Origin of the sequence: Nonomuraea sp. NPDC049129 (assembly GCF_040648495.1) — a bacterium.
GTDB lineage: Bacteria > Actinomycetota > Actinomycetes > Streptosporangiales > Streptosporangiaceae > Nonomuraea.
Genome location: NZ_JBEZDU010000001.1, coordinates 460,127 through 486,998, shown reverse-complemented (window position 1 = coordinate 486,998; position 26,872 = coordinate 460,127). Strand labels below are relative to the sequence as shown.

21 protein-coding genes are annotated in these 26,872 nt (G+C 69.5%); 12 read left to right on the top strand and 9 right to left on the bottom strand.

The features are described from left to right. Positions 1-64: 64 nt before the first annotated feature. Positions 65-3,133 carry an NACHT domain-containing protein gene (locus tag AB0B64_RS02060; RefSeq protein ID WP_358173926.1) on the bottom strand — a complete coding sequence of 1,023 codons (3,069 nt, stop codon included), beginning with the start codon at positions 3,131-3,133 and terminating at the stop codon, positions 65-67. Positions 3,134-3,228: 95 nt separating this feature from the next. Further along, entirely contained in the window at positions 3,229-5,004 is a 1,776-nt protein-coding gene (gene kstD / locus AB0B64_RS02055; RefSeq protein ID WP_358173923.1) for a 3-oxosteroid 1-dehydrogenase, read from the bottom strand. A gap of 305 nt (positions 5,005-5,309) precedes the next feature. On the opposite strand from kstD, the gene AB0B64_RS02050 reads away from it, so the two are divergent. Further along, a complete protein-coding gene (locus AB0B64_RS02050; protein ID WP_358173920.1) occupies positions 5,310-6,503 on the top strand; it encodes an Ig-like domain-containing protein in 1,194 nt (397 codons plus the stop codon). 13 nt (positions 6,504-6,516) lie between these two features. On the opposite strand, the gene AB0B64_RS02045 is transcribed toward AB0B64_RS02050, so the two are convergent. Then, positions 6,517-7,146: a CoA transferase subunit B gene (locus tag AB0B64_RS02045; RefSeq protein WP_358173917.1), complete on the bottom strand. Its 630-nt coding sequence runs from the start codon at positions 7,144-7,146 to the stop codon at positions 6,517-6,519. Next, on the bottom strand, positions 7,143-7,916 hold the full coding sequence (locus tag AB0B64_RS02040; RefSeq protein ID WP_357947950.1) for a CoA transferase subunit A: 774 nt from the start codon (positions 7,914-7,916) through the stop codon (positions 7,143-7,145). The genes AB0B64_RS02045 and AB0B64_RS02040 overlap by 4 nt, the downstream gene beginning before the upstream one ends. A 201-nt stretch (positions 7,917-8,117) precedes the next feature. On the opposite strand from AB0B64_RS02040, the gene AB0B64_RS02035 reads away from it, so the two are divergent. Next, positions 8,118-9,623: an IclR family transcriptional regulator C-terminal domain-containing protein gene (locus AB0B64_RS02035; protein WP_358173914.1), complete on the top strand. Its 1,506-nt coding sequence runs from the start codon at positions 8,118-8,120 to the stop codon at positions 9,621-9,623. A gap of 134 nt (positions 9,624-9,757) precedes the next feature. Here the strand turns inward: AB0B64_RS02035 and AB0B64_RS02030 are convergent, their stop codons facing one another. Then, positions 9,758-11,170 carry a glycoside hydrolase family 6 protein gene (locus AB0B64_RS02030; protein ID WP_358173911.1) on the bottom strand — a complete coding sequence of 471 codons (1,413 nt, stop codon included), beginning with the start codon at positions 11,168-11,170 and terminating at the stop codon, positions 9,758-9,760. A 499-nt stretch (positions 11,171-11,669) separates the two neighbouring features. Here AB0B64_RS02030 and AB0B64_RS02025 point away from each other — a divergent pair, with 499 nt between their 5' ends. After that, positions 11,670-12,998: a GH1 family beta-glucosidase gene (locus tag AB0B64_RS02025; RefSeq protein ID WP_358173909.1), complete on the top strand. Its 1,329-nt coding sequence runs from the start codon at positions 11,670-11,672 to the stop codon at positions 12,996-12,998. Between the two features lie 18 nt (positions 12,999-13,016). Here AB0B64_RS02025 and AB0B64_RS02020 read toward each other — a convergent pair whose 3' ends face one another. Beyond that, positions 13,017-13,691, bottom strand: coding sequence for an MOSC domain-containing protein (locus AB0B64_RS02020; RefSeq protein WP_358173906.1), 675 nt, complete (start codon positions 13,689-13,691; stop codon positions 13,017-13,019). Positions 13,692-13,794: 103 nt separating this feature from the next. On the opposite strand from AB0B64_RS02020, the gene AB0B64_RS02015 reads away from it, so the two are divergent. From AB0B64_RS02015 to AB0B64_RS01995, 5 genes are all read left to right on the top strand, one after another. Then, on the top strand, positions 13,795-14,361 hold the full coding sequence (locus AB0B64_RS02015; RefSeq protein WP_358173903.1) for a sigma-70 family RNA polymerase sigma factor: 567 nt from the start codon (positions 13,795-13,797) through the stop codon (positions 14,359-14,361). Positions 14,362-14,363: 2 nt separating this feature from the next. Continuing rightward, entirely contained in the window at positions 14,364-15,356 is a 993-nt protein-coding gene (locus tag AB0B64_RS02010) for a CU044_5270 family protein (RefSeq protein ID WP_358173901.1), read from the top strand. A gap of 68 nt (positions 15,357-15,424) precedes the next feature. Further along, positions 15,425-15,733, top strand: a complete 309-nt coding sequence (locus AB0B64_RS02005; protein ID WP_358173898.1) for a hypothetical protein — start codon at positions 15,425-15,427, stop codon at positions 15,731-15,733. A 148-nt stretch (positions 15,734-15,881) separates the two neighbouring features. Further along, the gene (locus tag AB0B64_RS02000) at positions 15,882-16,400 is read left to right on the top strand and encodes a family 43 glycosylhydrolase (protein ID WP_358173895.1); all 519 of its coding nucleotides are present in this window, start codon (positions 15,882-15,884) and stop codon (positions 16,398-16,400) included. Positions 16,401-16,421: 21 nt separating this feature from the next. Then, positions 16,422-18,263 (top strand): rhamnogalacturonan lyase, encoded by a 1,842-nt coding sequence (locus AB0B64_RS01995; RefSeq protein ID WP_358173892.1) that lies wholly within the window; start codon positions 16,422-16,424, stop codon positions 18,261-18,263. 12 nt (positions 18,264-18,275) lie between these two features. On the opposite strand, the gene AB0B64_RS01990 is transcribed toward AB0B64_RS01995, so the two are convergent. Continuing rightward, the gene (locus tag AB0B64_RS01990; protein WP_358173889.1) at positions 18,276-19,271 is read right to left on the bottom strand and encodes an MASE1 domain-containing protein; all 996 of its coding nucleotides are present in this window, start codon (positions 19,269-19,271) and stop codon (positions 18,276-18,278) included. Between the two features lie 215 nt (positions 19,272-19,486). Between AB0B64_RS01990 and AB0B64_RS01985 the strand changes: the two genes are divergently transcribed. The 4 genes from AB0B64_RS01985 to AB0B64_RS01970 all read left to right on the top strand — a co-directional run bounded on the left by AB0B64_RS01985 (position 19,487) and on the right by AB0B64_RS01970 (position 23,928). After that, positions 19,487-20,692, top strand: coding sequence for a histidine kinase (locus tag AB0B64_RS01985; RefSeq protein WP_358173886.1), 1,206 nt, complete (start codon positions 19,487-19,489; stop codon positions 20,690-20,692). Further along, complete coding sequence (locus AB0B64_RS01980; protein WP_357947983.1) at positions 20,689-21,351, top strand: response regulator transcription factor; 663 nt, start codon at positions 20,689-20,691, stop codon at positions 21,349-21,351. The genes AB0B64_RS01985 and AB0B64_RS01980 overlap by 4 nt, the downstream gene beginning before the upstream one ends. 82 nt (positions 21,352-21,433) lie before the next feature. Beyond that, complete coding sequence (locus AB0B64_RS01975; RefSeq protein WP_357947986.1) at positions 21,434-21,889, top strand: GNAT family N-acetyltransferase; 456 nt, start codon at positions 21,434-21,436, stop codon at positions 21,887-21,889. Positions 21,890-22,293: 404 nt separating this feature from the next. Beyond that, the gene (locus tag AB0B64_RS01970; protein ID WP_357947989.1) at positions 22,294-23,928 is read left to right on the top strand and encodes an IS200/IS605 family accessory protein TnpB-related protein; all 1,635 of its coding nucleotides are present in this window, start codon (positions 22,294-22,296) and stop codon (positions 23,926-23,928) included. Positions 23,929-24,111: 183 nt separating this feature from the next. Here AB0B64_RS01970 and AB0B64_RS01965 read toward each other — a convergent pair whose 3' ends face one another. Together AB0B64_RS01965 and AB0B64_RS01960 are read right to left on the bottom strand one after the other, a co-directional pair. After that, positions 24,112-25,878 (bottom strand): right-handed parallel beta-helix repeat-containing protein, encoded by a 1,767-nt coding sequence (locus AB0B64_RS01965; protein ID WP_358173883.1) that lies wholly within the window; start codon positions 25,876-25,878, stop codon positions 24,112-24,114. Positions 25,879-25,919: 41 nt separating this feature from the next. After that, positions 25,920-26,687, bottom strand: a complete 768-nt coding sequence (locus AB0B64_RS01960; protein ID WP_357947995.1) for a hypothetical protein — start codon at positions 26,685-26,687, stop codon at positions 25,920-25,922. Positions 26,688-26,872 lie beyond the last annotated feature (185 nt).

Sequence of the window (26,872 nt, the reverse complement as noted above, 5' to 3'; positions counted from 1 at the left end):
GGGAAAAAGCGACATTCTGCGATTTATGATGACAATATTGGTTATTATGTGTGACACATATTTGTCACACGGTCGCGAGAATGATGGTTTCGGTGGGTGGCAGTTCTCCGGTGGAGCGTCGTTCGAGAAGGGTGATCCCGGCCGCGAGCTCGCGGAAGGCGACGGCGAGCTCGTTGGCGCCGCGGGTGTCGGCCTCTGCGGCCAGGCAGAGGGTCGCCAGCCGCAGCGTCGTCGCGGTGCCTGAGGTGAGCCGCTCGCGGCGGGTGAACAGCGGCACGGCCGCCGCGCGCAGTCCGTCCGCGATCCGGTGCGCCCACGGAGGCGGCGTGCCCGCGTCGAGCGGCCCGAGGGCGCTCCTGAGCGCCTCGTCCACTGTGTGCAGCCTGCTCATCAGCGTGTCCGGCGGCACGACGTACGGGCCGGCCGGGAGGCTGGTCTGCTTGAGGAACGCCCGGGCGAACTGGGCCGGCCAGTCGGCGGGGGCCGTGTCCAGGCGCAGGACCCGCGCCAGAGCGTGCGACAGCGCGCGTCCCATGACCCGGTCGAGGGCCCGGTCGAAGGCGTGATCGAGGTCGAGCGCGTGATCGAGCACGAGGTCGGGGTCGAGCACGACATCAAGGGCGTCGGCCGCCGTCCACCCGCCACCGGGGTTCGCGGTCCGGGCGTGGGTGAAGGACGCGGCCAGGGTGTCGGCCATGGCGCGGGCGCGGGCGCGGTCACGCTCGTGGTCGAGGCATCGGCTGAGCGCGCGAACGTCGGCCTCCATCTGGTCGAGGCCGGCCGGGTGGGCGAGGCCGAACGCGTCGCCGATCCCTCGTACGTGACTGATGGTCCGGCTCAGATCGAAGGCGTGGTCGAGAACGTGGTCGAGCGCCGGGTCGAAGACGGGAACGAGGTCGAGGCCGCGGCGCAGCACGCGGACGCCCACGATGGCGCGCAGCAGGAGCAGGCGGACGAAGGTGGGCATCGAGCGGCGGACGTCATCGTTGACATGCCGGATCAGCGTCGCGGCGGTCACCTCGTAGGGCTGCCCGGCGCCGGGAGGCGTCCACAGCCGGGGAGCGCGGTGATCGCCGGGTTCGCTCCAGACGCTCAGCGCCGGCGCCCCGGGGTTGAGCGAGCGCTGAACCACCGGATTCTCGATCTCGTCATGGGTCGGCAGCCGATAGACGGGCTCGTTGCCGGTCACACCGTTGACCCAGTCGACGAAGGCCGCCGCGTCACCCGCGCGTACCCCCGTGATCGGGTGGTCGCCGCACGGCCCGTACGCGATGGGCTCGACCCTGGCCGGGCCGTCCGGCTCCGGAGCCCGCGTGTCCAGCACGTACAGCCAGTAGATGCCCGCGGTGATCGGGCGGGCGCAGACGCGTCCGCCGGCGCCGGTCCTGGTCAGGTGGCGCAGATGGTGGGCGACCAGGACGCCGGCCATGAGCCGGCGGCGCTCGGGGTCGGCGTCCGGGGTGAAGGCGGAGCCCAGGAGCCGGTCGAGTCGCGTACGCAGGGCGGGGTCGAGTTCGCTGCCCTCCTCGGCGCAGTCGAAGGCCAGGGACAGCGCGGTGACGGTGCCCGAGGACAGGCAGGCCGCCACGATCGGGTCGGCGTCGGAGCGGGCGGCGTACAGGAGGGTCGTCTCCCGCCACCACACGTCGTCGACGGCGGCGACCAGCACGTCGGGCCGGCCCTTGTCACGGATGTGCGCGGCGGCCAGGTACTCCTGGAAGGTGTGGTGGGCGAAGGAGTAGAGGTCGCTCTCGCGCTCGATGAGCAGGCCGTTCGAGCGGACGTCGCACAGGAGCTCCTCCGCGGTGAGCCGCGTCGCCATGCGGCGCAGGGCCGGCCGGATTTCGGCCAGTACGGCGGTGCTCGGCAGGTCGCGGACGCCGCGTTGCATCATCGCGTGCGCGACCCGGCGCAGCAGCACCTCCTTCTTGTCGCCGCTCAGCTCGAGCGGGAGCTTCTTGGCCTTCTGCCGCCGCCAGAGCATCACCTGGCAGATCTCGCTGTAGAGGCGCTCGCGGCTCTCCGGCAGGGCGCCCGGGTGGCGATGGACGTTGGCGATCATCGTCAGCAGCAGCGGGTTGATCGTCAGCTCGTACAGCTCGGGGGTGTGGTTGAGCCGGTCGAGCAGGTCGTCGGCCGCGGCCTCGGCGAGCCGCCGCGCGTCCTCGCCCGCCTCGCCGTGCTTTTCGACGGCGGTGTACCAGCCCCGGACGAACCGGTTGACCTGCTCGTCGGTGAAACCGCACACCTGGAGGACCGTCGCGCCATCGACCCGGGCCGACAGGTAGCCCCGCGGCCGTGAGGTGATCGCGTAGTCGTTCTTGGGGTAGCGCCTGATCTGGGTCTCCACCCAGTCGGCGACGCTCCTGCGGTCGTCCTGGCCGGCGATCTCGTCCAGGCCGTCGAGCATGACGACGCAGTCGCCGTCGCGCAGCTTCTCCTCGAACCAGCCGGCCGGCTCCTTGACGCCCGGCTCCACCGTGTTCCGTACGAGCTGCGGCAGCGTGACCGTCGGGGCCGCCACGATCTCGGCGGCGTGGTCGCGCAGGTAGAGCAGGATCGGCACGCTACGCCGCCGTCCCCGCCCGGCCCGGCAGATCTGCTGGGCGGTGTGGCGCAGCAGGGTGCTCTTCCCGCTGCCCGGAACGCCGACGATCGCCAGCACCACGGGGCGCCGGCGGTCGAGGAAGTCGCCGATCGAATGGCGGTCGGTCACCTCGGCGGGCAGCTGGGCGAGCACGTCCTGGCGTACGTCACGCGGCGCCCGATAGGCCAGGCTCACGTCGACGAAGACCTCGTCCAGCTCGGGGGTGTAGTAGCCGATGGTCGGCAAGCCCTTGAGATCGATGTAGCGGAGGCTGCCCAGCAGGGACTCCCGGTAGCGCTTGTCGAACCGGGAGACGCGCCGCCCCACGGCCCGGTCGAGGCTGTCGACGATTCGCTGCCGCCAGCGCTCCACGACCTGCCCGGCGATCTGCCCGGCGAAGAGCGCGAGCGCGAGCAGGCCCTCGTAGAGCGCGAGCAGGATGCCGGTGACCACCGGGTCGTCCCAGATCCGCGGTCCCCACGCGGCCACCGCCACCGACGGGGGAACGATGGCCGCCAGGAGCCACCTGACGAGCTTGCCGACCATCCGACCATCGTTCACCGGCGACGGCGGCCACGTCCGGATCTCTACGGAAGGTGATCAGAATCTATCCCCGTGTGACTGGGGGTCGCTTCCATGGCTCAGATGTCGTTCGCCGCCACGTAGCCGAAGGTCATGGCCGGTCCGATGGTCGAGCCGGCGCCGGCGTAGCTGTGTCCCATGACGGCGCCGCTGGCGTTGCCGGCCGCGTACAGCCCGGGAATGACCGAGCCGTCCGCCCGGAGCACCCGCGCCCGCGCGTCCGTACGCATCCCGCCCTTGGTGCCCAGGTCACCTGGGACGATCTTGAACGCGTAGAAGGGCGCCAGCCACAGAGGCGCCAGGCAGGGGTTGGGCTTGACGACGGGGTCGGCGTAGTAGCGGTCATAGACGCTGTCGCCACGATGGAAGTCGGTGTCCTTGCCGGTCGCCGCGAAACCGTTGAACCGGGTGACGGTGGCGCGCAGCGTCGCCGCCGGGACGCCGATCTTCTGCGCCAGCTGCTCTATCGTCCACGCCTGGAAGGCGGCGCCGCTGTCGTACCAGGACTGGGGGAACGGCAGCAGCGGCGCGATGTCCTTGAACAGGTAGCGGTTGCGGTAGTTCTGGTCGACGATCAGCCAGGCGGGGATGTGCGGTGACGCCGCCGTGTTGCGGTCGTACATGACGTGCACCACGTCGCTGTACGGCGCCGCCTCGTTGACGAAGCGCTCGCCCTTGCCGTTGACCAGGATGCAGCCGGGCAGCGTGCGTTCGGCCAGGCAGAAGTACGGCTCGTCGGGCAGCGGGATCGCCGGTCCCCACCATGCGTCGTCCATCAGGTCCAGCGCGGCCCCGGCGCGTTCGCCCGCCTCGATGCCGTCGCCGGTGTTCTCCTTGGCGCCGACCGTCCAGCCGGTGCCGATGGGCTGCCGCTGGAACTCCGCGCGCATCGCCGCGCTGTGCTCGAACCCGCCCGAACCGACGATGACGCCGCGGCGGGCCTTGATCAGCGTCTGTACGCCGTTCCGCGTCACGACCACGCCGGTGACGCGGCCGCCTTCGACGCGCAGGTCGAGCAGCGGGGTGTTCAGCCATACCGGTACGTTCGCGGCGAGCAGTCCGGCGCGCAGGCTCGCCGCCAGGGACTGGCCCATGGTGAGCGGTTTCTCGCCGCGCAGCGCGGCCGCCGTGCCTCTGGCCAGGCACGCGGCGCTCACTTCCAGGCCCTTCGGGTTGACCAGGCTGAGGTTCAGCCACTTGTAGTCGGCGCTGAAGACGACCAGGCCGGCCGGGGTGGGGATGTACGGCGGGTTCAGGTGGGCGAGTTCGGCGCCGAGGATGTGCCCGTCGATCTGGTCGGGCTCGATGGAGCGGCCGTTCGGCATGCCGCCGGGGTACTCCGGATAGTAGTCGGAGTAACCCTCCATCCACCGGAACCGCAGCGGGCTGTTCCGCATCACGAACGAGATCATGGCCGGGCCGTTGGTCAGGAAGGCCTGCTGTCGCGCTTGGGGCACGGTGTCGCCGACGACGCGGGAGAGATACTGGGCGGCCTTGGCCGGGGTGTCCGGGACTCCGGCGGCCAGGATCACCTCGTTGTTCGGGATCCAGATCCCGGCGCCGGAGCGGGCCGCCGACCCGCCGAACGTCGGCGCCTTCTCGACCACCACGCACTGCAGGCCGCGCTTGGCCGCGGTGAGCGCGGCGGTCATCCCGGCCGCGCCCGACCCGACGACCACCACGTCGTACTCGACGTCGGCGGCGTACGCGGGTGCGCGGCCCAGGGCCGCTTCGGTCATGAGGACGCCGCCGGCGATGGCGGCGCCGCGCAGCAGCGTGCGGCGGCTCGGTCCATCTGTGGACGTTACGGGCGTTGCGGGCGTCGAATCGGCCATGGTGGATCGGATCCCTTCAACGTGCGTGCGCTGCGGGCAGCACAGGTGGTCGGAGGAACAACCGTGGTGGCACCTCGCGCCGGTGCGACGCTACGGAAGAGCTGGGGGTGTGGCCCCCGTCACAGCATGAAGCATGCGCTTGGTTGGGAACGCCTGTCAACAGATTGTGCGGGAGTGGCGATCATCAATGCCGCGGCGGCGTGGCGGCGCATGATCCCGCGGCGTCGGGGCAAAGGCCGTACGGCCCATTGGCAAACATGATTGAGTGAAATTTGACTATTCGTCAGGTACGGGAGGCATCAAGGATGCGGAACGGCCGGACCGGCACGACGATGTTCGCGAGCGCGCTCGCCTTGGCGGTGGCCCTGACCGCCGGATGCACCTCCAGCGGTGGCGCGCGGAACCCGGCGGCCGCCCCCCGATCACAAGGCCCGGTGGCGAAGGTGGCGATCAGCCCCGCGGACGGGACCAAGAAGGTCGCGCCGGACACCGGGGTCAGCGTCAAGGTCACCGACGGCAAGGTCACCCGGCTGGCCGTCGCCGATTCCAAGGGCCGAGAGGTGAGCGGCGCCGTGGGCGCCGACGGGACCTGGCGCCCCAAGTGGCCGTTGCGCCCCTCGACGGCGTACACGGTCAGCGCCCAGGTGACCGGCACGGACGGCAAGGAGGTTACGACGCAGGCGAAATTCACCACGCTGAAGCCGAAGCGCGCGCTGGAGAGCGGCATGTCGCCGCTGGACGGCGAGAAGGTCGGCGTCGGCATGCCCGTCCAGCTGCTGCTGTCGCGGTCGGTGACGGGCAAGGAGGAGCGGGCCGCGATCGAGCGGGCCCTGGTGGTCGAGATGTCCGAGCCGGTCGAGGGCGCGTGGAGCTGGGTGAGCGACCGGGAGGTCCAGTTCCGGCCGCGTGAGTACTGGCCGACCGGGGAGAAGGTCAAGGTCGTCGCGCATCTGGCCGGCGTACGGGCGGGTGAGGGGGTGTGGGGTACCAAGGACCGCAGCCTGAGCTTCACCGTCGGCGCCAAGCACATCACCAAGGTGAACGCCCGCACCCACGAGGCGGAGGTGAGCGACGGGGACAAGGTCGTCAAGACCATCCCGGTCAGCCTGGGCAGACCGGGCGACGACAGCTATTCGGGCACCATGATCGCCCAGGAGAAGGCCGCGGACATCATCATGGACTCCGCGACCACCGGTCACCCGGGCGAATACCGCATCCCTACCAAATGGAACGTCCGGATGACCTACAGCGGCACCTTCTTCCACGCCGCCCCCTGGTCGACCGGCGCGCAGGGCAACTCCAACGTCAGCCACGGCTGCGTCAACGCCAGCCCGGCCAACGCCCGCTGGTTCTTCGAGTTCACCCAGCGGGGTGACATCATCCAGGTCAGCGGTACGTCACGGAAGCTGCGGTTCGGCAACGGCCCGACACCATGGGCCAAGTCATGGGACGACTGGCTGGCCGGCAGCGCGCTGGGCAAGCCCGTCAACGGGGGCTAGCCGCGTCGGCTTTTCAGGTGATGACCCGCGCATCCGTACGATCGCGCAGGTGCGCGACGCTCACGCCGGGCGCGCTCTCGACCAGCGTCAGGCCCTTGTCGGTGACGTCGAGGACGCCGAGGTCGGTGATGATCCGGTGCACGCACGCCCTGCCGGTGAGCGGCAGCGAGCACTCCTGGACGATCTTGGGGGATCCGTCCTTGGCGGTGTGATCCATGATCACGAGCACCTTGCGGGCGCCGTGGACCAGATCCATGGCCCCGCCCATGCCCTTGACCAGCTTCCCGGGAACCATCCAGTTGGCCAGATCGCCGCGAGCCGAGACCTGCATGGCGCCCAGCACCGCGACGTCGATGTGGCCGCCGCGGATCATGCCGAACGACAGCGACGAGTCGAAGAACGACGCCCCCCGCCTTACGGTCACCGTCTCCTTGCCCGCGTTGATCAGGTCCGGGTCGATCTCCTCCGGCGTCGGGTAGGGGCCGACGCCGAGGATGCCGTTCTCGGAGTGCAGGATCACGTCCACGTCAGGGGGCAGGAAGGACGGGATGCGCGTGGGCAGTCCGATGCCGAGGTTGACGTAGTCGCCGTCGCGCAGCTCGGCGGCCGCGCGCGCGACCATCTCGTCCCGGGTCCAGCTCATGACGAGGTCCCTTCGGGGGGAGTTGAGGTGGTACGTCGTTCGACGGACTTGGCGGTGGCCTGTTCCGGGGTGAGAGCCACGACGCGGTCGACGAACACGCCGGGCAGGTGGACCTCGTCGGGATCGAGCTCGGTCAGCTCCTCGACCTCGGCGATCGCGATTCGCGCGGCCATCGCGGCCAGCGGGTTGAAGTTCCTGGCGGCCTTGTTGAAGACCAGGTTGCCGTGCCGGTCGCCCTTCGCCGCCCGGACCAGCGCGAAGTCGGTGGTGATGGCGTGTTCCAGAACGTACTGCCGGCCCCCGAACTCGCGGACCTCCTTGGGAGGCGAGGCGAGCGCGACCGACCCGTCGGGCGCGTGGCGCAGCGGCAGGCCGCCCTCGGCGACCGGCGTGCCGACCCCGGCCGGGGTGTAGAAGGCGGGGATGCCGCTGCCGCCCGCGCGCAGCCGCTCGGCCAGACTGCCCTGCGGGGTCAGCTCCACCTCCAGCTCGCCGCCCAGATATTGCCGGGCGAACTCCTTGTTGTCACCGATGTAGGAGGCGGTCACGCGGGCGATCCGCCGATCGGCCAGCAGGGTGCCCAGGCCGCCGCCGTCTACGCCGCAGTTGTTCGACACGACGCTGATGCCGTGCACGCCCGAGTCGTACAGCGCCTGGATCAGCACGTCCGGAATGCCGCAGAGACCGAAGCCGCCGACCGCGAACGACGCGCCGTCCCGCACATCGGCCAGCGCCTCATGGGCGGTGGCCACCACTTTGTCTCTCCGCACGACACTCCGCTTCGTAGTGTTCGCCAGGTGAACTTCAGTTCATTATCCTGGTCGAGTATGCGGAGCCGCATCGCTCCCTGTCAAAGTCCTTGGGGCGGCTTAGGTCGAGGATGGGCGGCTTGAGGCGGGTTGAGGCGCGCGGGTTGAGGCGGATGGGTGGAGGTTGGAGGAGGCAGGTTGGTTGAGGTCGGAGGAGGGCGGATGGAACCGGCGGGCACTCTGGAGCGCGGACTGGCCGTGCTGCGCGTGCTGGCCGCCGGTCCCAGGCGGCCGATGCGTGCGACGGACCTGGTGCGGGCCACGGGCCTGGCGAGGTCGACGGTCGACCGGATCGTGGCCACGCTCGTCCGGCTCGGCTACGCGCGGGCGGAAGAGCGCGACGTGCTGCTCGCGCCGCGCCTGATGGAGCTGGGGGAGGCGTACCTGACGTGCGGCGGTCTGGGGGCGCTCGATCCGTACGCCGAGCGGCTCGCCGACGAGCTGAACGAGTCGGTGTCGCTGGCCGTACGGGACGGCGACGGGGTCCGCTTCGTCGGGCGCTTCGTCCGCCGGCGAACCATGTCGGTGGCCTTCCGCGTCGGCGACCTGCTGCCCGCCGACCGCTGCGCGGCCGGACTGATCCTGCTCGACCCCGCCGCGCGGTGGGCCGAGGACGACCAGCTCACCGAGCCCGGCCTGGTCGCGGTCGCGGTGCCGGTACGGGACGCGGACGGGACGACGGTCTGCGCGCTGACCGTCGCCAGCCACACCAGCAGGCACACGGCCGCCGGCCTGCGCGACCACGCCCTGCCCAGCCTGCTGAAAACGGCGGCGGACATGGCCGCGCCCCTGACCGACCCGCCACTCCCGCCGCCTGCCCTGCCTCTCCTGGCTGCCCCGTCCGCTCCGCCCGTGCCGAGTGCTGCGGGCGTGGACACGTCTCGTGCCAGGAAGGAGGAGTTGGGCGCGGAGTATCTCCAGTCGCTGGCCCGGGGTCTGGCCGTGCTGGTGTCGCTCGGTTCGGCGCGCGGCGGGCTCACCCTGGCCGCCGCGGCCAAAGCCACCGGTCTGCCGCGGGCCACCGTACGGAGGGCGGTCCAGACTCTCGACCGCCTCGGGTACGTCGCCGCCGACGGCGCGCGTTTCGTCCTGCTGCCCAAGGTGCTGGAGTTGGGGTACGTCCACCTGTCGGGCCGGACCTTCGGCGAGATCGTCCAGCCGCACCTGGCGGACCTGGTGGCGCGGGTCCACGAGTCGGCCTCGGTCGCGATGCTGTCCGGGGACGATGTCGTCTATGTGGCGCGGGTGCCGACCGTGGCCATCATGAGCGTCGACATCACCGTGGGCACGCGCTTCCCCGCGTACGCCACCTCGATGGGCCGGGTTCTCCTGGCCGACCTGCCCGGGGAACGGCTGGCCGGGATGCCTTCGCCCCCGCTGACCCGCCACACGCTCACCGCGCCCGCCGACCTGGCGGCAGCCGTACGACAGGCGGCCTTGGACGGGTACGCCCTTGTCGACCAGGAGCTCGAGGAAGGCGTGCGGTCCATCGCGGTGCCGATTCGCGACCGGAGCGGCCGGGCCGTCGCGGCCGTCAACGTGGCCACGCACGCCAGCCGCGCCACCCCCGCCGAGCTGATCCGCGACGTCCTGCCCGCGCTCACCGAGGCCGCCGCACGCATGGAGGCGGACCTGGCCCACACACGCGGCGCCGCGCGTCTTCACTGAACGTCCTCTTCACTGAACGTCCTCTTCACTGAACGTTTGCCACCACGATGGTCGGTGGCGCCACGTGTACCCCGGCCCGCCGTGGCCGGCCGGGGCACGTCACCCTCCAGGGCTACTCCAGAAATACTTAGGGGTTAGGAGGTGCCGTTGATCAGGGCCATGGCCAGCTTGGGGCTGAAAGTGCCGGCCGGGATGCCCGCGCCCAGGTTGCAGCTGCCGTCTGAGTCACCCGGGACCTTGACCCAGAAGACGTACTCGGCGCCGCTCGTCTGCTTGGCGGGCGCGGTGCCCAGCTTGCGTCCGGGCGGGTTGCACCAGTTGTCCACGCCCGTCCAAGGGCCGTTGCCGTTGCGGCTGGTGTCGATCACATACTTCTTGGCGCCGACGGTCCCCGACAGGTAGCCGTTGACCGCGACGGCGTAGCTCTCGGAGTTGGCGGTGGTGATGTAGTTGGAGACGTTCACGGAGAAGCCGCGCGTGTTGGCGATGCCCGACTTGACCAGCAGCGGAGCCATGTCGGCGGCCGGAATCCAGGTGGCGTTGCCCGCGTCGAGGTACACCCAGGCGTTCGGCGCCTGGGCTTTCAGCACCTGGGTCGCGTCCAGCAGCATCTTGTACTGGTCTTCCGGATCCTTGCCGATCTGGGTCACGCAGCCGGCGGCGGCGACGGCGTCGGGCTCCAGTACGACGATCGCGTGCCTGTTGCCGATCGCCTTGGCGAACTCGGTGATCCAGGCGTGATAACCGGCCGCGTCACCCGCGCCGCCGCCCGACTGGTTCGCGCAGGCGTCGCGGTTCGGGATGTTGTACGCCACCAGCATCGGCAGCTTGTCCGCGGCCTGGGCGGCGCCGACGTAGGTGTCCACGGCCAGTGTGAGGTCGGTGAACCAGCCGCCGAACCACTCGAAGATCGGCTTGTTGGCGATGTTCGAGCCGATGGCCGTCGCGTCGCTCGTGCCCTGGTTGGCGGCGACCCACTTGGCGGGGTTCGACTGGTTGTTGACGTACAGGGCCGTGGGCCGGGTCGTCTGCGTCTCCATCAGTGAGACGTTGTCGAAGCGGACTGTCGGGGTGCCGCCGGACCCGCCGAGCTGGAAGGTCACCTCGGCGGCGGTGTTGGTGGCGGACGCGGCCACGAACGGGATGCTGTAGCGCCTGCTGCTCGTCGTGAGCTGGACGGGCGCGGCCAGCGACTGGTTGGAGCTGGGCGTCGCCACGTACTGCACGGTCGTGGTGGCCTTGAAGGCCGTCGTGGAGTACGCGTCGAACGAGAGCGTGTAGCTCTTGCCGGCGTTCAGGGCGGTCGTGGTGGGACTGGACACCATGGCGTCCCACGGGTTGGCGACGACGGACGTCACGTTCACCCGCATTCGGCCGGACTCGGCCGCGACCGTCGTCTGGCCGATCGTCTGCCAAGGGGCCGTCGAGCTGGTGAAGGCGCCGTTGCCGATCAGCTGGGCGGCGGCTGAGGCAGGCGGTGGGACGGCCAGGACAGCGGCCACGACCGCGGTTAACGCTGCGGCGGCTTTTGCTGCGATAAATCGCACTAAATCACCTTTCAGTGGGGTGTGGTGCGCCGAAGGGCTCGGTGGGGTTGGGCGCACCAGGAGAGCGTCGTCGACGGAGGCGCTGGAGGGGGAGGGTCACCACGGCCGGCGCACACGCCGGCCGCACTCGAACAGGCATGCCGGACCTCTCTCGGTGCGGTACCGCGGCGTCGGCGTGATCATTACTGACCACCCTAGATACGGTCAAGGGATTAGGTAGTGGTAAATATCCATCCCATGGGCCCTCTTCTCTCCGGCACAGGTGATGGTCTACCGTTTATGGGAGCGCTCCCAGGCGGTTGAGGCACCGATCGGCACAGGTCAGGTCTGTTCCCAAGAGAGCCGCGACCGCGCACCGGACGCCGAGGTCGCCTGTGGCGGTGGCAACGGCTCAATGGATCGGCCGTTGCGGGCGGGACGATCGAGCCGGTGGTCACGACCTTTAGCGGATTGCGCCGCCGGATCACCTCGGCGGCATCATGGAGAGGGCCGTCAGGGCATGAGTTTTCTCTGGGGCGCGGCGACGTCCAGCTATCAGATCGAGGGCGCGTTCGCGGAGGACGGCCGGGGGACGTCCATCTGGGACACCTTCAGCCGCGTCCCCGGCAAGGTGCGGGGCGCCGAGAACGGCGACGTGGCCTGCGACCACTACCACCGGTACGCCGACGACGTGCGGCTGATGGCGGAGCTGGGGTTGCGGGCGTACCGGTTCTCCGTCGCGTGGCCGCGCATCGTGCCGGAGCGCGCGGTGGTCAACCAGAAGGGCCTCGACTTCTACCGCCGCCTGGTGGACACGCTGCTGGAGCACGGCATCACCCCGTGGCCGACGCTCTACCACTGGGATCTGCCGCAGTACTTGGAGGACGCGGGCGGGTGGCCCAACCGGGACACGGCCTATCGATTCGCGGAATATGCCGACATTGTGCATACGGCATTGCGCGATCGGGTGGCGAACTGGACGACGTTGAACGAGCCGTGGTGCTCCGGGCTGCTCGGGTACGCCAACGGGGAGCACGCGCCGGGGCGTCAGGAGCCGTCCGAGGCCGTCAAGGCGGTGCACCACCTGCTGCTGGGCCACGGCCTAGCCGTCCCCATCTTGTCCGGAAATATCGGCATCACGTTGAACATGTCAGACGTGACGCCCGCCACGGAGTCGGCGGCGGACGCGGACGCCGCCCGCCGGATAGACGGCATCCAGAACCGGCTGTTCATCGACCCGGTGCTGCGCGGCTCCTACCCCGAGGACGTCGTCCGCGACCTGGCGCCCCACAGCGACTTCTCCCACGTCCTGGACGGGGACCTGGCGCTCATCTCCCGGAAGATCGACATGCTCGGGGTCAACTACTACTCGCCCGCCCTGGTGGCGGCCGGCGAGCCCGTACCTTCCGGCAGTACGCCGTGGATCGGCGCGGAGGACGTCCGCTGGGTGGACGGCGGCCGCAAGCGCACCACGATGAACTGGGAGATCGACGAGAACGGCCTGCTGCGCCTCCTCCAGCGGCTGCGCAAGGACTACCCGGCCATCGACCTCTACATCACCGAGAACGGCGCGGCCTTCGCCGACGAGGTGAGCGAGGACGGCGCGGTGCACGATCCGGACCGCGTCGACTACCTGGAACGCCACATCAACGCCTGCGCCGAGGCGGTGAACAGTGGCGTCCCGCTCAAGGGCTACTTCGCCTGGTCTTTGCTGGACAACTTCGAGTGGGCCCACGGGTACGGACAGCGGTTCGGCCTCGTACACGTGGACTTCGACACCCAGCGCCGCACCCCGAAGGACTCCGCCCTCTGGTACGCGGCCCGCATCCGAAAGGGCGGCCTGGTGTGAACTGACCACGAGATAGGTTCAGCCGCGTGACCCGTACTTCTCCGTATACGTACGGGCAACGCGCAGGAGCTCGGACTCCATCCACTCGGCGGCGGCCAGCGTACGCGGGAGCAGGTGGCGCTCCGTGGTGGCGGCGCGGAGCAGCAGAGCCGCCGTGATGTCGTGGTCGGGACGGCGGACGACGGTGATCGGATCGCCCGCGCGGATCTCTCCCGGCGCGATCACCCGTAGCAGCGCGCCGGTGCGGCCGACCTCGATGAACCGTTTCATCCAGCCCTGCTCTCCGACCCACCCCGCGAACGTGCGGCAGGGAATCCGGCCGGCGGTCACCTCGACCACCAGGTCGGAGCCCACTTGCCAGCGTTCCCCGATCAGCGCCTCGGCCACGTCCAGCCCGGACGTGGTGAGGTTCTCGCCGAAGGCGCCGTTGGCCAGCGTACGGCCGAGAGCCTGCTCCCAGGCGTCCAGGTCCTCGCGCGCGAACGCGTACACCGCACGGTCACTGCCGCCGTGGAAGCGGCGGTCGCAGACGGCGTCCCCCGCCACGCCGCCGCCCGCCGTGCCCTTGGGGCCGACGGGTGACACCTGGACCGGCCCCGTCACCGGGCGCTTGTCGATGCCCGTCATCCCGCCCGGGGCATCGGTGTAGTCCACGGGCATGGGGCGGCCGACGTTCACCGACAGAAGTCTCATGGCCCCCAAGCTATGCGGAGCGAACACTTTTGGGGCTATCGGTGAAGGAAGGGGGACCGATCCCCCGCGACGGAAGACAGGCGATGACTCGAAGAGCTACGACATGGCCCCGATGACGGAGCGGGCGGAGGACGCCGCGATCATCGAGCGGTCCTTACGGGAACCGGAGTGCTTCGCCGAGCTGTTCGACCGCTACCACGGTCCGATCCACGGTTATGCCGAGCGGCGGCTCACCCGGCCCCTGGCCGACGACATCGCCGCCGAGACGTTCCTGATCGCGTTCCGCCGGCGCGACACCTACGACCTGTCCCGGCCGGACGCCCGGCCCTGGTTGTACGGGATCGCCTCGAACCTGATCTCCCGCCACCACCGGGCCGAGGTCCGGCAGTACCGCGCGCTGGCCAGGGCCGGGGTCGAGGAGAGCAGCGAGGACCACGCCGACCGGATCGCCGCCTCGCTGGCGGACCGGCCTTGGCTGGCGGCGGCGCTGGCCGAGCTGCCCGCGGCGGAACGCGACGTACTGCTGCTGGTCGCCTGGGCCGACCTGACCTCCGAAGAGGCGGCCAAGGCGCTCGGCGTTCGGGCGGGCACGGTACGGTCCCGGCTCCACCGGGCCCGGACGAAGATCCGCGCCGCGCTGGACCCGGCACTCACCAGGAAGGACAGCTGATCATGAGCGAACATCCGGACGCCGATCTGGACGCCCTGCGCCGGGCCTGGCCCGAGCCCGTCCCGCCGTCCCATGACACCTGTTCCGCCGCCAGGACCGCGCTCCTTCAGGAGGCGACCGCGGCGCTTCCCCGGCGTGCGCGCCGCTTCCGCCTGCCTCGCGCGGGCGGGCGCGTCCTCGCGGCGGGAGCGCTGGCCGTCGCGATCACGGCGGTCGCGTCCGTCGTCGGGAACCCCGAGGGAGACGCACCGCGCCCGATGGTCCCGGGCCTGGCGCTGCCGGCCGCCAACGCGCAGGTACTGCTCCACAAGGCGGCCGCCGTCGCCCGGGACCGGCCCTTCACCGCGCCCCGCCCGAAGCAATGGATCTACATGGAGACGCGCTACCAGGGTGTCCCCAAGGCCACCTCAGGCGAGGTACAGACCGCGGAGACGCCGCTGGAGAGCAGGGTGGATCGGGCCTGGACACGGGCCGACGGCAAGGTATTGGCCATGTTCGAAGGCGGCAAGCTGGTCCGCTCGTCCACCGGAGGTGGCATGCCCCCCACCGACTTCGCCACGGTCGCGGCGCTGCCAACGGATCCCGATGCGCTCCTGACCTGGCTGTACGGAAACGTGGGCGTTCGCCAGAAGCGGGATGTCACCGCCTACTTGATACTCGGCTCCCTGCTCAACAACAACCTCGTCCCCCCGGCCCAGGAGGCGGCCGTCTACCAGGCGATGGCCAAGATCCCCGGGGTGACGGTGAACCCGGACGCGGTAGACGTCGCAGGACGTCCGGCGCTGGCCGTCGGCTGTGTCGAAGACGGCTGGGTGGGTCACGAGATCCTGCTCGATCGGACCACCTACACGTACCTGGGCGAGCGCGCCGTCGCCATCGCCGACTACGTATCCCCCAACCCGGACATCGTCTTTTCGATCAAGAAGGGGACGATCATGAGCCGCTCCGTCCGCCTCGCCATCGGAATCACCGACAAGCCCGGAGTACGGCCCTGAACGGTGGCACGGCCCGCCCGCACCGGTGGGCGGCGCCGGCGGCGTCGCTGCTGCTGGTGCTCCCGCCGGTGGTGAACCTGGCAGGCGGGCTCACCTGGATCTGGACACCGTCGCTGCCGCTCCCAGTGCTCCACCTGCTGACCCGGGCCGGCCTGCTGGACGCGTGGCTGCTGCTGGATCTCCTCGCCGCTTCGGGCAGCCTGGGCGGGGCCGCCCTGGCGGCGCTGGCGGCACGGGAGCGGGCCACAGCCGTCCTGCTGATCGCCGCGATCTCGGCGATCAGCCTCGCCGCCGCTGTTGCCGGAGGCGCGTGGCCACCCACTTGGTACGCCGTGGCGTACGGGGGAGCGCTGGTCCTTCTATGCGTTTCGCGGTGATGGATCACGGGGTGAACGTTTCACCGGCCGCACCGAGCTGACCCGGCAAGACCCGAAGGCTCCGAGCCCGCGCCTTGACGCTCCCCGTACGGCCGAGAAGACTCACCGGCGATCCCCTCAGGTGTTAGCGATAACAGCGAGGTGGCCCATGGCGCGATTCCTCGTCTCTCTAGTGACCATGCTGGTCACGGCGGTGATCGCCTACGCCGCCTCCACGTTCGGCTCCCGCAACTCGGCGATCTTCCTGGCCACCAGTGCCACCGGCGCCTCGGGTACGTGGGCCAACCAGGGCCTGGTCATCTCCACCACCTCCGCCAGCAGCTACAACGCGATCGACCCCAACCTGGTCACGGACGCCGCCGGCAACTGGTGGCTGTCCTTCGGCTCGTTCTGGACCGGCATCAAGCTGATCCCGCTCAACTCCTCGACCGGGCTGCGGAGCGGGAGCGCGCTCTACTCGATCGCGCAGCGCACCGGCGCCAGCACGGCCGTGGAGGCGCCGTTCATCTTCCGGCACGGGTCGTACTACTACCTGTGGCATCAGGCGGTGATCACGGACAGCGACGCCGACGTCCTCTTCTACCACTACTACGCCGACAACGGCGCCTCGCTGCTGGGCATCAACCTCATCGCCTACGACGGCGCGGGCTGGCCCTACGTCTACTGATCAGGTCCGAAAGGAGCAGGCATGCTTCCCGCGCGAAGGCGCTCCCTCTCTCTCGTGATCGCCGTGGTCCTCGCCCTGACCGGGACCATGAACGTCGGTACCGCCTCAGCCGCCGCGGCCAGGCAGGTGGAGAACCTGGATCGCGGCCTGATCAGCGTCCATTCCGGCAGCGGCAACCTGGTGTCCTGGCGGCTGCTCGGCAGCGAGAGCATGAGCACGGGATTCAACGTCTACCGCGGCTCGACCCTGCTGACCTCGTCGCCCATCACGAGCTCGACGAACTACCTGGACTCCGGCGCCGCGGCGACGTCCACCTACACCGTGCGCGCCGTGGTCGGCGGGGTGGAGCAGGCGCCCTCCGCGGCGGCGACGCAGTTCGCCAACGGGTACCTGGACGTCCCGATCCAGCGGCCCGCCGGCGGCACCACGCCGGACGGGGTCGCCTACACCTACAGCGCGAACGACGCGAGCGTGGGCGATCTGGACGGTGACGGCCGCTACGAGTTCGTGCTCAAGTGGGATCCGTCCAACGCCAAGGACAACTCCCAGTCCGGCTACACCGGCAACGTGTACGTGGACGCGTACCGGCTGAACGGGACCCGGCTGTGGCGCATCGACCTGGGCCGCAACATCCGCGCGGGGGCGCACTACACCCAGTTCCAGGTGTACGACTACGACGGCGACGGCAGGGCCGAGGTCGCGATGAAGACCGCCGACGGGAGTGTCGACGGCACCGGCCGGGTCATCGGCTCCGCGTCCGCGGACTACCGGAACTCCTCCGGATACGTCCTGTCCGGGCCGGAATTCCTGACCATGTTCAACGGTCAGACCGGGGCGGCCATGTCCACCGTCAACTACAACCCGCCGCGCGGGACTGTGTCCAGCTGGGGCGACTCCTACGGCAACCGGGTCGACCGGTTCCTGGCCGGTACGGCGTACCTGGACGGGCAGCGGCCCAGCCTGATCATGGCGCGGGGTTACTACACGCGTACGGTGATCGCCGCGTGGGACTTCCGAAGCGGCGCGCTGACCCAGCGGTGGACGTTCGACTCCAACGTGTCCGGCTCCCAGTACGAGGGGCAGGGCAACCACCAGCTGTCGATCGCGGACGCCGACGCCGACGGCCGGGACGAGATCATCTACGGCTCGGAGGCGATCGACGACAACGGGAGCCCGCTGTGGAACACCCGGCTGTTCCACGGTGACGCGCTGCACGTCGGCGACCTGATCCCGGCCCGCTCCGGCCTCGAGGTGTTCAAGCCGCACGAGAACACCAACCAGCCGGCCACCTCCATGGTGGACGCCCGGACCGGCGCCGTCATCTGGACGAACCCCTCCTGCGGGTGCGACAACGGGCGCGGCGTGTCCGACGACGTGTACGCGGGCAGCGCGGGCGCCGAATCGTGGTCGTCGGCCGTCTCCGGGATCTTCAACACCTCCGGCGCGAACATCGGCCGCAAGCCCGGCTCGACCAACTTCCTCATCTGGTGGGACGCCGACCCGGTCCGCGAGCTGCTCGACGGCACGCACATCGACAAGTACGGCACCGGCGCCGACACCCGCCTGCTCACCGGTTCGGGCGTGCACGCCAACAACGGCACCAAGTCGACCCCGTCCCTGTCCGCCGACCTGTTCGGTGACTGGCGCGAGGAGGTCGTCTGGCCGACGACGTCGGAGACGGCGCTGCGGATCTACAGCACCCCCACCGTGACGACCCGGCGGCTGTGGACCCTCATGCACGACCCGATGTACCGGGTGGCGATCGCCTGGCAGAACACCGCCTACAACCAGCCGCCGCACCCGAGCTACTTCATCGGCAACGGCATGCCCACCCCGGCCCAGCCGAACGTCTACGTGCGCTAGATCGTTATGACATCAGCCGCTTTCGCGCCGTACTTCGGGTTCGGGCGGCAACCGTTGGGCCGCGGTCCGTTCCCGGTCGACCCGGTCCGCGACCTCAGTAAGGCGCGCACAGATGTGCTCGAGCCTCTCATGGGCTTGATTTCGCTCCGCGATGATCGCTGCCAGCAGCAGGGCGGTCAGCGACGCGGCCCCGTTGAACGCTTGCAGAGTGACCATGTTGAGGAAGAGGCCGTGCTCGGCGAACGGGCCCGAACCTTGCGCGGCCGCGACGATCGCGACCGTCGACACGATCAGCGCGCATGCCGCGGCGCCCGCCAGCTGGAAACGCAGGGCGGCCCAGATCAGGAACGGGAAGACGAGGAAGAGCAGGTTGATGGAGCTCACCGTCGCCATCACCGTGACGAGGAGCGTGCCCACGGCCAAGGCCACAGCCTCGCCCCAACGGGACAGACGAGCGTCCCACGGAGTCCGGGATGTGCGCAGCACCAGCAGGATGGGCGTTACTACGAGCACGCCCATCGCGTCGCCCGTCCACCACACCGACCACGTCGGCCAGAAGTCACCGCTTCGCAGTGCGCCGGCGAGCAGGAGCACGCCACTGCCCACCGTCGAGCTGATCAGCATCGCGGTCAAGGCGCCGAGGAAGACCAGCGCCAGCGCGTCCCGCAACCGATCCAGCTCGATGCAGAAACGCGCGCGAACGAGCAGGAGGTAAGCGCACACCGGAGCGAAGGTGTTCCCCACGGAGATCGCCGCGACCGCGAGCAACGACGGTCCGAGCATCAGGTTGACCAGGAACGCACCGAGAGTGATCCCGGGCCAGACTCGGATGCCCATGAGAAGCAGACAGGCCAGCGCGATGCCCGTCGGCGGCCAGAGCGGCGTGACCTGCCCGCCGACCAGCTCCTGCGCCAACCCCACCTTCGCAGCTGCGAAATAGGCGCCTGCGACGGCAAGCATCCGCAAGCCGTTCACGGCATATGAGCGGGGCCGAATGTTGTTCAGCACGCCGCCTCACTCCCTCTCACCTGCGAAAACTGCCCCCATGACATTCTGCTACGGGATGGGCCCGCGGTCACCGGCCGCTGGACGGGCTCTCGCGCACGCGACGTGCGGCGCGGGCCCGCCGGGGTTTCCGGCGCGAGCTGGCCTGCAACTTCCGCGGCAGCCGAGGTAAACCCCAGGTAGATGCGTAACGGCCGATCCCGGAGTTAGCGTGGCGGATGCCCATCAGCGCCGCATCACTCGTCCGGCGAGTGTCCGCGGTCAACCCCCTGCTCCTCGACGGCGCCCTGGCCCTGGCGCTGGTCGTCGGGACCTGGCTGTGGGAGATGTACGACCCGGGCAAGGGGCGGCCCCCGGACACGTTGTCCCTGTCCCTGACCGTGCTGGTGAACGCGCCGGTGGCACTGCGCAGGCGGGCGCCGGTCGCCGTCCTGGTGGTCTCCACCGGGGCGGCGCTGGTCTACCACATGCTGGGCTACCACCTCGGGCTCAACAGCATGGGGCCGCTGGTGACGCTCTACACCGTCGCCGCCCACCGGTCCTGGGCGTACACCCTGGCCGGGGCGGGGCTGATCGTGACAGAGTGGACGCAGGCCTCGGTCCGCCAGCCCGACGTCGCGCTGTGGTCGGCGTTAGGGCAGTCGCTCCTGGTGGCGGCCTACGCCGTGGGCGCGGGCACGAGCACGCGGTTGCTGGCCGAACGTACCCGGCAGCTCGCCGTGCTGGCCGACCAGCTCCACCGGGAGCAGGACGCCGCCGCCCGCCGCGCCGTCACCCACGAACGGGTACGGATCGCCCGCGAGCTGCACGACGTCGTCGCCCATCACATGTCGGTGATCTCCGTACAGGCGGGGCTCGGCCGCTACGTCGCCCTGTCCGACCCGGCCACCGCGCACGCCACGCTGGGGGTCATCGCCGGCACCAGCCACGAGGCGCTGGCCGAGATGCGGCGGCTGCTGTCGATCCTGCGGATCGAGGCCGACGACGAGGACGACGGGCTCTACTCCACCGCCCCCGGCCTGCAGAGCCTCGAACCCCTGGCGGAGCGGATCCGCGCGGCCGGTCTGCCGCTCACGGTGATCGTCGAGGGTGAGGTCAGGCCGCTGCCGCCCGGCCTGGACATGTGCGCCTACCGCATCGTCCAGGAGTCCCTGACCAACGTGCTGAAGCACGCCGGTCGCGCCCGGGTGGAGATCCGGGTGACGTACGGCCCCGCCACGCTGGCCCTTCGCGTGACCAACGACGGCGCCGCGGCCACCGGGAGCTCCCGTTCTCGTGGGCACGGATTGATCGGCATGACCGAACGTGTCAGGCTTTATCAGGGAACGATCAACGCAGGGCCGCTGCCGCTGGGCGGATTCGAGGTGCTGGCGATCTTCCCGCTGTCCCCGCCCGACGATCAGCCTAAAGAAGCGAGCTCATGATCAGAGTGCTCGTGGTCGACGATCAGGTGCTCATCCGTGCCGGTCTGGCCGCGCTGCTGCGCGCGGCGGGCCTGGAGGTGGTGGGCGAGGCCGCCGACGGTGAGGAGGCGGTGCGCCTGGCCGCCGCGGTCAAGCCCGAGGTGATCCTGATGGACATCCGGATGCCGGGCATCAACGGCATCACGGCCACCGAGCGGATCCTGGCCGCCGCCGAGGGGACGCCGCCCAAGGTGCTCATCCTCACCACGTTCGACCTGGACGAGTACGTCTTCAACGCGCTGCGGCTGGGCGCCAGCGGCTTCCTGCTCAAGGACACGCCGCCCGAACGCCTGATCGCCGCCATCCACACGGTCGTCTCCGGCGACATCCTGCTGGCCCCGGTCGCCACCAAGCGGCTGATCGAGGCGTTCGTCGACCCGCCGCCGGCCGTCGAGACCCCGCCACCGGCCCTCGACCGCCTGACCAGCCGTGAGACCGAGGTGCTCGGCCTGGTCGGGCACGCCCTGTCCAACAAGGAGATCGCCGAGCGGCTGTCGGTGAGCGAGGGCACCGTCAAGACCCACCTCAACCGCCTGATGGCCAAGCTGGGACTGACCAGCCGCGCCCAGGTGATCGTCTTGTCCTACGACTGTGGCCTGGTCAGACCAGCCTCCCGGTAGCCCTGGTAATCTCCGAACCGCCCATTCGGGATAAGACCGTTCAGGGATAAGTCCGTTCGGGGATAAGAAGGGGACGGAGTCCATGAAGATCGCCGTAGACGACCTCTCCGGTCCGGAGATCGCCGCGTTCCTCGACGAACATCTCCAGCAGATGCGGTCGATCACGCCGCTGGAGAGCAAGCACGCCCTCGACCTTGACGCGCTCCGCGCGCCCGAGGTGACGTTCTGGACGGTCGTCGACGGAGACACCCTGGTCGGCTGTGGCGCGATCAAGCGGCTGGACGCCGAACACGCCGAGGTGAAGTCGATGCGCACCCGGCCGGTGCGCCGGCGCAGCGGGGTGGCGTCCCTGCTGCTGGGGCACATCATCGCCGAGGCCACGCGCATGGGCTTCACCCGGCTCAGCCTCGAGACCGGCTCCGATGAGTTCTTCCTGCCGGCGAGGAAGCTGTACGAGAAGTTCGGGTTCGCCTACTGCGAGCCGTTCGCGGACTACCGGCCCGACCCGAACAGCGCGTTCATGACAAGGACGCTATAGGCATCCCCTATCGACTTCGAAGCGTAGTCATACGATTGCAATGAGCAGTCGAAAGGCGAGGGGATCATCATGGCCAAGCGTACCGAATGCCCGGTTGTGGTGATGTGTTCGTTCGCTGGCCTCATACGCGGTCGGGGCTGCCGAGCAATAGTCGGCCCGGATATCAGCCGTGGTAGGCGCATGGATCATAAGCGCCTGGTGTCCAAGTGCCGCTCATGCGTTCTAGCTTGCACAACCAAATATTGGTAATCTTATGGTCACTGTCCGTGAAAGTTGAGGGGTGCGGGTCATCGCAGGCATAGCGGTTGGCTTCCCTGGTGTATGCGGTGACGTCATGGTGCGGCCACCAGCATGGGCGCCGTTCGGTGGACAGACGTGCCCGCCCGGCGTTGGAGGCTGCACGCATGGCTGACTCGCTGCGGGCGATCGCTGCGCCGTTCGTCGCTCTGGGGCCGTCCGGGGTGGCGATCCGCGACCGGCTCAAGGGCTTGACGGCGCAGGATGAGCAGGTGCTGCGGCTGGTGGGTGCGCATCTCGGCGTGCTGGCTTCGCGGGATCTGGCAGTGCGTTGCCGTGCTGGGCTGGAGCATTCCCCCCAGGCGTGGGCGGCCCGCAAGCGGGAACTGACGCCGCTGTCGTCGTCGCGCTGGGCGGGCAGCATCACGAAGGCCTCCCATGATCAGTGGGCGCTGGCTCGCCGATCCGGGCTGGCCCACATCTGCTCGCTTGAGGCGGCCATCCGGACGATCGCGCACCGGCTGGCTCAGCCGATCGGCGCGAAGGGTTCGAGGAAGGCGCCGGGTGGTTACCGCAGCAGGCGGGAGTGGCATGCCAAAACCCGCCGCCTGCACATGCTGACCCACCGGCTGGAGCGGGAGCGAGCCGACTACGAGTCCGGGCGGGTGCGGGTGGTGCGGGGCGGCAAGCGGCTCGCCCGCAACCGGCACCATCTTGCCGCCGCCCAGCTCACCGAGGCCGAGTGGCGCGATCGGTGGCAGGCCGAGCGGTGGTTCCTGCAAGCCGATGGCGAGTCGGGCAAGCGCTACGGCAACGAGACGATCCGCATCACCTCCGACGGCGAGGTTTCCCTCAAGCTCCCGGCCCCGCTCGCCGCCTACGCCAACGCCGAGCACGGCCGGTATGTGCTCGCCGGGAAGGTGCGCTTCCCGCACCGCGGGCAGGAGTGGGCCGACCGAGTGGAAGCCAACCGAGCTGTCGCTTACCGCATCCACCTGGACGTCGCCCGCGGCCGCTGGTACGTGACCGCTTCCTGGTCCTATCCGGTTACCCAAACCATCCCGATGGCCGCCGCCCTGGCCGAGGGCGTGATCGGCGTCGATACCAACGCCGACCATCTGGCCGCCTGGCGGCTGGACGTGCACGGTAACCCGATCGGCAACCCGCGCCGATTCGGCTACGACCTGTCCGGCACCGCCAGGCACCGCGACGCCCAGGTCCGGCACGCCCTAACCCGCTTGTTGCACTGGGCTCGGGCGTGCGGGGTACGCGCCATCGCCGTCGAGGACCTCGATTTCGCTGCCGAGAAGACCCGAGAGAAACAGGGCCGCAACCGGCGATTCCGGCAGCTCATCTCCGGTATGCCCACCGGCAAACTCCGCGCCCGCCTCACCAGCATGGCCGAAGCGACCGGCATCGCGATCATCGCCGTGGACCCGGCCTACACCTCCAAGTGGGGCGGGCAGCACTGGCAAAAGCCCCTCACCTCGACCAACCGTAAGACCAGCCGACACGATGCAGCGAGCATCGCGATCGGCAGGCGCGCCCAAGGGCACCCGATTCGGCGACGGATGACACCGCCCCACGACGACCAGAGCGATCGTCGCGGGCATCGGACCGTCCAGGCCCAACCGGAGACCGTTGGGCGTGAGGAACCCCGCCCCCGCATACCCGGACCACGGACACGATCCGCGCTGCCCGGACGCGGCCAGTACGCGGGCAACCAGCACGCCCACCACCGTTCGGGGCGCGCGGCTGAGCATGAGCCCTGGCAACAGGACCCATTCCCGCTCAGTCCCTAGGAACGGTGCCGTCACGGTATGACGGGGCCGATCAGCGAGGGGCATACCATCCACGCATATCGCGGCGCTATGGGAACGGGCCCTGCGGCAATCGCCGCGAGGCCCGGCTCCACCGGTCGTCGTCCGGTTCACGATCGGTTGAGGAAAGCGTGCTCAGTTCACGATCGGCTGAGGGGAACGCGCTCAGCTGGGGATCGGGTACGGGAACGCGCTCGTCACGCCGATCTTGTCGTACTCCATCTTCGAGGTGTCGAAGCCGTCCGCCCAGTTGGCGTTGGTGACCTCGTTGCACTTGTACGCCTGGTACTTGTCGTCGCTGACCTTGCCCACCTCGACGTTGGAGATGGCGAAGCCGCATCCTCCCGCGTCCATGTGCACGCCGCGGGTGCCGGAGTCCGGCATCTGCCCGGCGGGGTCGTTGAGGACGTCGCCGATCACCATCTGCGTGACGTAGTTGTCGATCGGATGCGGCTCGACGTTGTGCACGCCGTAGGTGTAGAAGGCGCCCATGTCGCCGCTGTCGAGGCCGGTCTCCTCCAGGCGGATGTAGGAGAACTTGTTGTTGCGGGCGTAGTTGTCCTCGTTCTTGATCTCGGGGCGGACCTCAAGGCTGATGCCGTAGCGGGCGCTGTGCTTGACGACGATGTTGCTGACGGTGTTGTTGCCCGTGCTCATCAGCTCGATGCCGGCCGCGTCGCCGGGGACCAGCTCGCCGACGTGGTAGATGTAGTTATTCGTGATCGTGTGATGTCCGGAGATATCACCTTCGCCGGGGTAGCCGCCCTCCACCTTGATGCCGTCGCCGCCGAGGTTGTCCAGCAGGCTGTCCGACACCTTGACCCGCTCGTTGGCGAAGAGCAGGAAGACGCCCGTGAAGCCGCTGTCGGACAGGTGCAGCCTGGTCAGGTCGATGTCGCGGGAGTTCGTCACGGTGATCATGCCGAACCTGTTGCGCGGCATCTCGATCTGCCGGTCGTAGATCGGGTACTTGTGCTCGTAGCCCGAGTCGCCCGGGGCGTTCCAGGCATAGCGATACCAGTCGACGAAGTCGGAGTACTGCAGTTGCAGCCCGTCGAAGGCGAGGTTCTGGACGCGCCGGTCGGGGGACGACCCGGCCAGCGAGATGATCGTCTTGACCGTGGGCGCCATGACCTTGTCGATCGAGCCCTTGGGCCAGTAGTAGACCTCGCTGTTGGCGAAGTCGAAGTAATACTCGCCCGGCTGGTCCAGGAAGCGCAGCGTGTTCTGCAGGAAGTAGCGCGAGCCGCTGCGGCTGTTGACGAGAGTGAAGCGGGCGTCGTGGTTGAGCGTGAAGAAGTTCTTGCGGAAGTCGGCCCCGCCGAGCGGCACGGTGTCGGAGAACCAGCTCCACGATCCGCCGGACCAGACGACCATCTGGGCGTTCTTGTCGAAGTCGGCGTCCCACTCCTTCGGGATGTCCTTGGCGTCGAAGAAGAGCCAGTTGTGCACGGCCTGGTATTCCGCCTCGGGCGTCACCGAGAACAGATACGGCGACCACAGGTCGTCGCTGGTCCTGTTCGGGTAGCGGGCGGTCGTGGCGCGCTTGCCGTCCTCGAAGAGGGTGTAGAAGTTGCGGTCGACCTTGGTCTTGTAGATGGTGTCGTTGTACTTCTGCCAGCCGGTCAGCGGCTTGGCGCCGAGCAGCCTGGCCTTGCCGGGGCCGTCGGCGCTGCGGTAGGTGATCTTGTGGCCGTTCTCGCCGGAGTCGGCCTCGGTGAAGGTGATCGTCTTGTCGACGACGTAGTCACCGGTCTTGACGTTGACCACGATGTCGCACTTCTGGTGCTTCTTCTTAGTTCGCAGCTGGTCGCGGGCCTGCTCGATGGATTTCCACGGACGCTGGGCACTGCCGTCGGCCCGGTCGCCGCCCGTGGGGGAGACGTAGTAGTCACACGTGGCCTTCTCCGCCGCCGTCGCTGGTGCGGTCAAGCTGCCTAGCAATAAGACGACCGCACCCAAGGACCTGAGGATCACTGGCTCTCCTTTGCTTCCCGCCACTGCTCGTACTCGGCGCGGGTTTGGGGGGTTAGGGGGTAGTAGTCCGAAAGGGCGCCGCCGTCCTCGATGCGGGCGCGGCTGTAGCGCTCCCACTGCTCGTGTTCGGCGGCGGCTTCGATCACCGACTCGGCCCGGCGGCGCGGTACCACCACGGCGCCGTCGTCGTCGGCGACGAGCAGGTCACCGGGGAGCGCGAGCGCCCCGCCGACGGCGACCGGCACGTCATAGGCCCACGGGAACAGCTCCGCCTGCGAGGCGTAGTGCGGGGTCGCGCCCGTGGACCAGATCGGCACGTCCAGCTCGGCGACCCGGGGCAGGTCCCTGATGCGGCCGTCCACGACGATGCCCGCGCCGCCCTTGCGCTTGAAGTAGCGGACCAGCATGTCGCCGAAGCAGCCGGTGTAGGCGCTGCCGTACGCCTGGACGACGAGCACGTCGCCGGGCCGCACCTCCTCCAGGACCGCCCACAGCGCGGTGTGCCGCTCGACGTACTCCTGGCCGAGGCCCGAAGCGATGTCCTCGCGTTGCGGCATGAACTGCAGCGTCCGGACCCGGCCGGCGATCTTCTGCCCCCGCGCCAGCGGGAGCGGTCCCTCGACGAAGGTCCGCCGGATGCCCTGGGCGTGCAGTTTCGCGCAGGCGGTGGCCGAGCTGATCCGGGACAGCCCGGCCACGAGGGCGGGATCGGGTTCGGCGGGCAGCGGCCCGCGAACGGGAAGGTCCCAGATGGGGTCGTCCATGAAACTCCTCGGTAGAAGGGCTCGGTGTGGCTCGGGGTAGGGCCCGTGACTCGATAGGGCTCGGTGCGGCTCGGGGTAGGGCCCGTGACTCGATAGGGCTCGGTGCGGCTCGGGGTGGGGCCCGTGACTCGGTAGGGCCCGGGGATGGGCCCGGCCTCGGTCTCGATACGGCGAGAGGCTTGATA

What these genes read in the sequence shown, in the direction of transcription:
- AB0B64_RS02060 (WP_358173926.1), bottom strand. Translation starts at nt 3,133, where the DNA reads ATGGTCGGCAAGCTCGTCAGGTGGCTCCTGGCGGCCATCGTTCCCCCG.
- kstD (WP_358173923.1), bottom strand. Translation starts at nt 5,004, where the DNA reads ATGGCCGATTCGACGCCCGCAACGCCCGTAACGTCCACAGATGGACCG.
- AB0B64_RS02050 (WP_358173920.1), top strand. Translation starts at nt 5,310, where the DNA reads ATGCGGAACGGCCGGACCGGCACGACGATGTTCGCGAGCGCGCTCGCC.
- AB0B64_RS02045 (WP_358173917.1), bottom strand. Translation starts at nt 7,146, where the DNA reads ATGAGCTGGACCCGGGACGAGATGGTCGCGCGCGCGGCCGCCGAGCTG.
- AB0B64_RS02035 (WP_358173914.1), top strand. Translation starts at nt 8,118, where the DNA reads ATGGAACCGGCGGGCACTCTGGAGCGCGGACTGGCCGTGCTGCGCGTG.
- AB0B64_RS02025 (WP_358173909.1), top strand. Translation starts at nt 11,670, where the DNA reads ATGAGTTTTCTCTGGGGCGCGGCGACGTCCAGCTATCAGATCGAGGGC.
- AB0B64_RS02020 (WP_358173906.1), bottom strand. Translation starts at nt 13,691, where the DNA reads ATGAGACTTCTGTCGGTGAACGTCGGCCGCCCCATGCCCGTGGACTAC.
- AB0B64_RS02015 (WP_358173903.1), top strand. Translation starts at nt 13,795, where the DNA reads ATGGCCCCGATGACGGAGCGGGCGGAGGACGCCGCGATCATCGAGCGG.
- AB0B64_RS02010 (WP_358173901.1), top strand. Translation starts at nt 14,364, where the DNA reads ATGAGCGAACATCCGGACGCCGATCTGGACGCCCTGCGCCGGGCCTGG.
- AB0B64_RS02000 (WP_358173895.1), top strand. Translation starts at nt 15,882, where the DNA reads ATGGCGCGATTCCTCGTCTCTCTAGTGACCATGCTGGTCACGGCGGTG.
- AB0B64_RS01995 (WP_358173892.1), top strand. Translation starts at nt 16,422, where the DNA reads ATGCTTCCCGCGCGAAGGCGCTCCCTCTCTCTCGTGATCGCCGTGGTC.
- AB0B64_RS01985 (WP_358173886.1), top strand. Translation starts at nt 19,487, where the DNA reads ATGCCCATCAGCGCCGCATCACTCGTCCGGCGAGTGTCCGCGGTCAAC.
- AB0B64_RS01980 (WP_357947983.1), top strand. Translation starts at nt 20,689, where the DNA reads ATGATCAGAGTGCTCGTGGTCGACGATCAGGTGCTCATCCGTGCCGGT.
- AB0B64_RS01975 (WP_357947986.1), top strand. Translation starts at nt 21,434, where the DNA reads ATGAAGATCGCCGTAGACGACCTCTCCGGTCCGGAGATCGCCGCGTTC.
- AB0B64_RS01970 (WP_357947989.1), top strand. Translation starts at nt 22,294, where the DNA reads ATGGCTGACTCGCTGCGGGCGATCGCTGCGCCGTTCGTCGCTCTGGGG.
- AB0B64_RS01960 (WP_357947995.1), bottom strand. Translation starts at nt 26,687, where the DNA reads ATGGACGACCCCATCTGGGACCTTCCCGTTCGCGGGCCGCTGCCCGCC.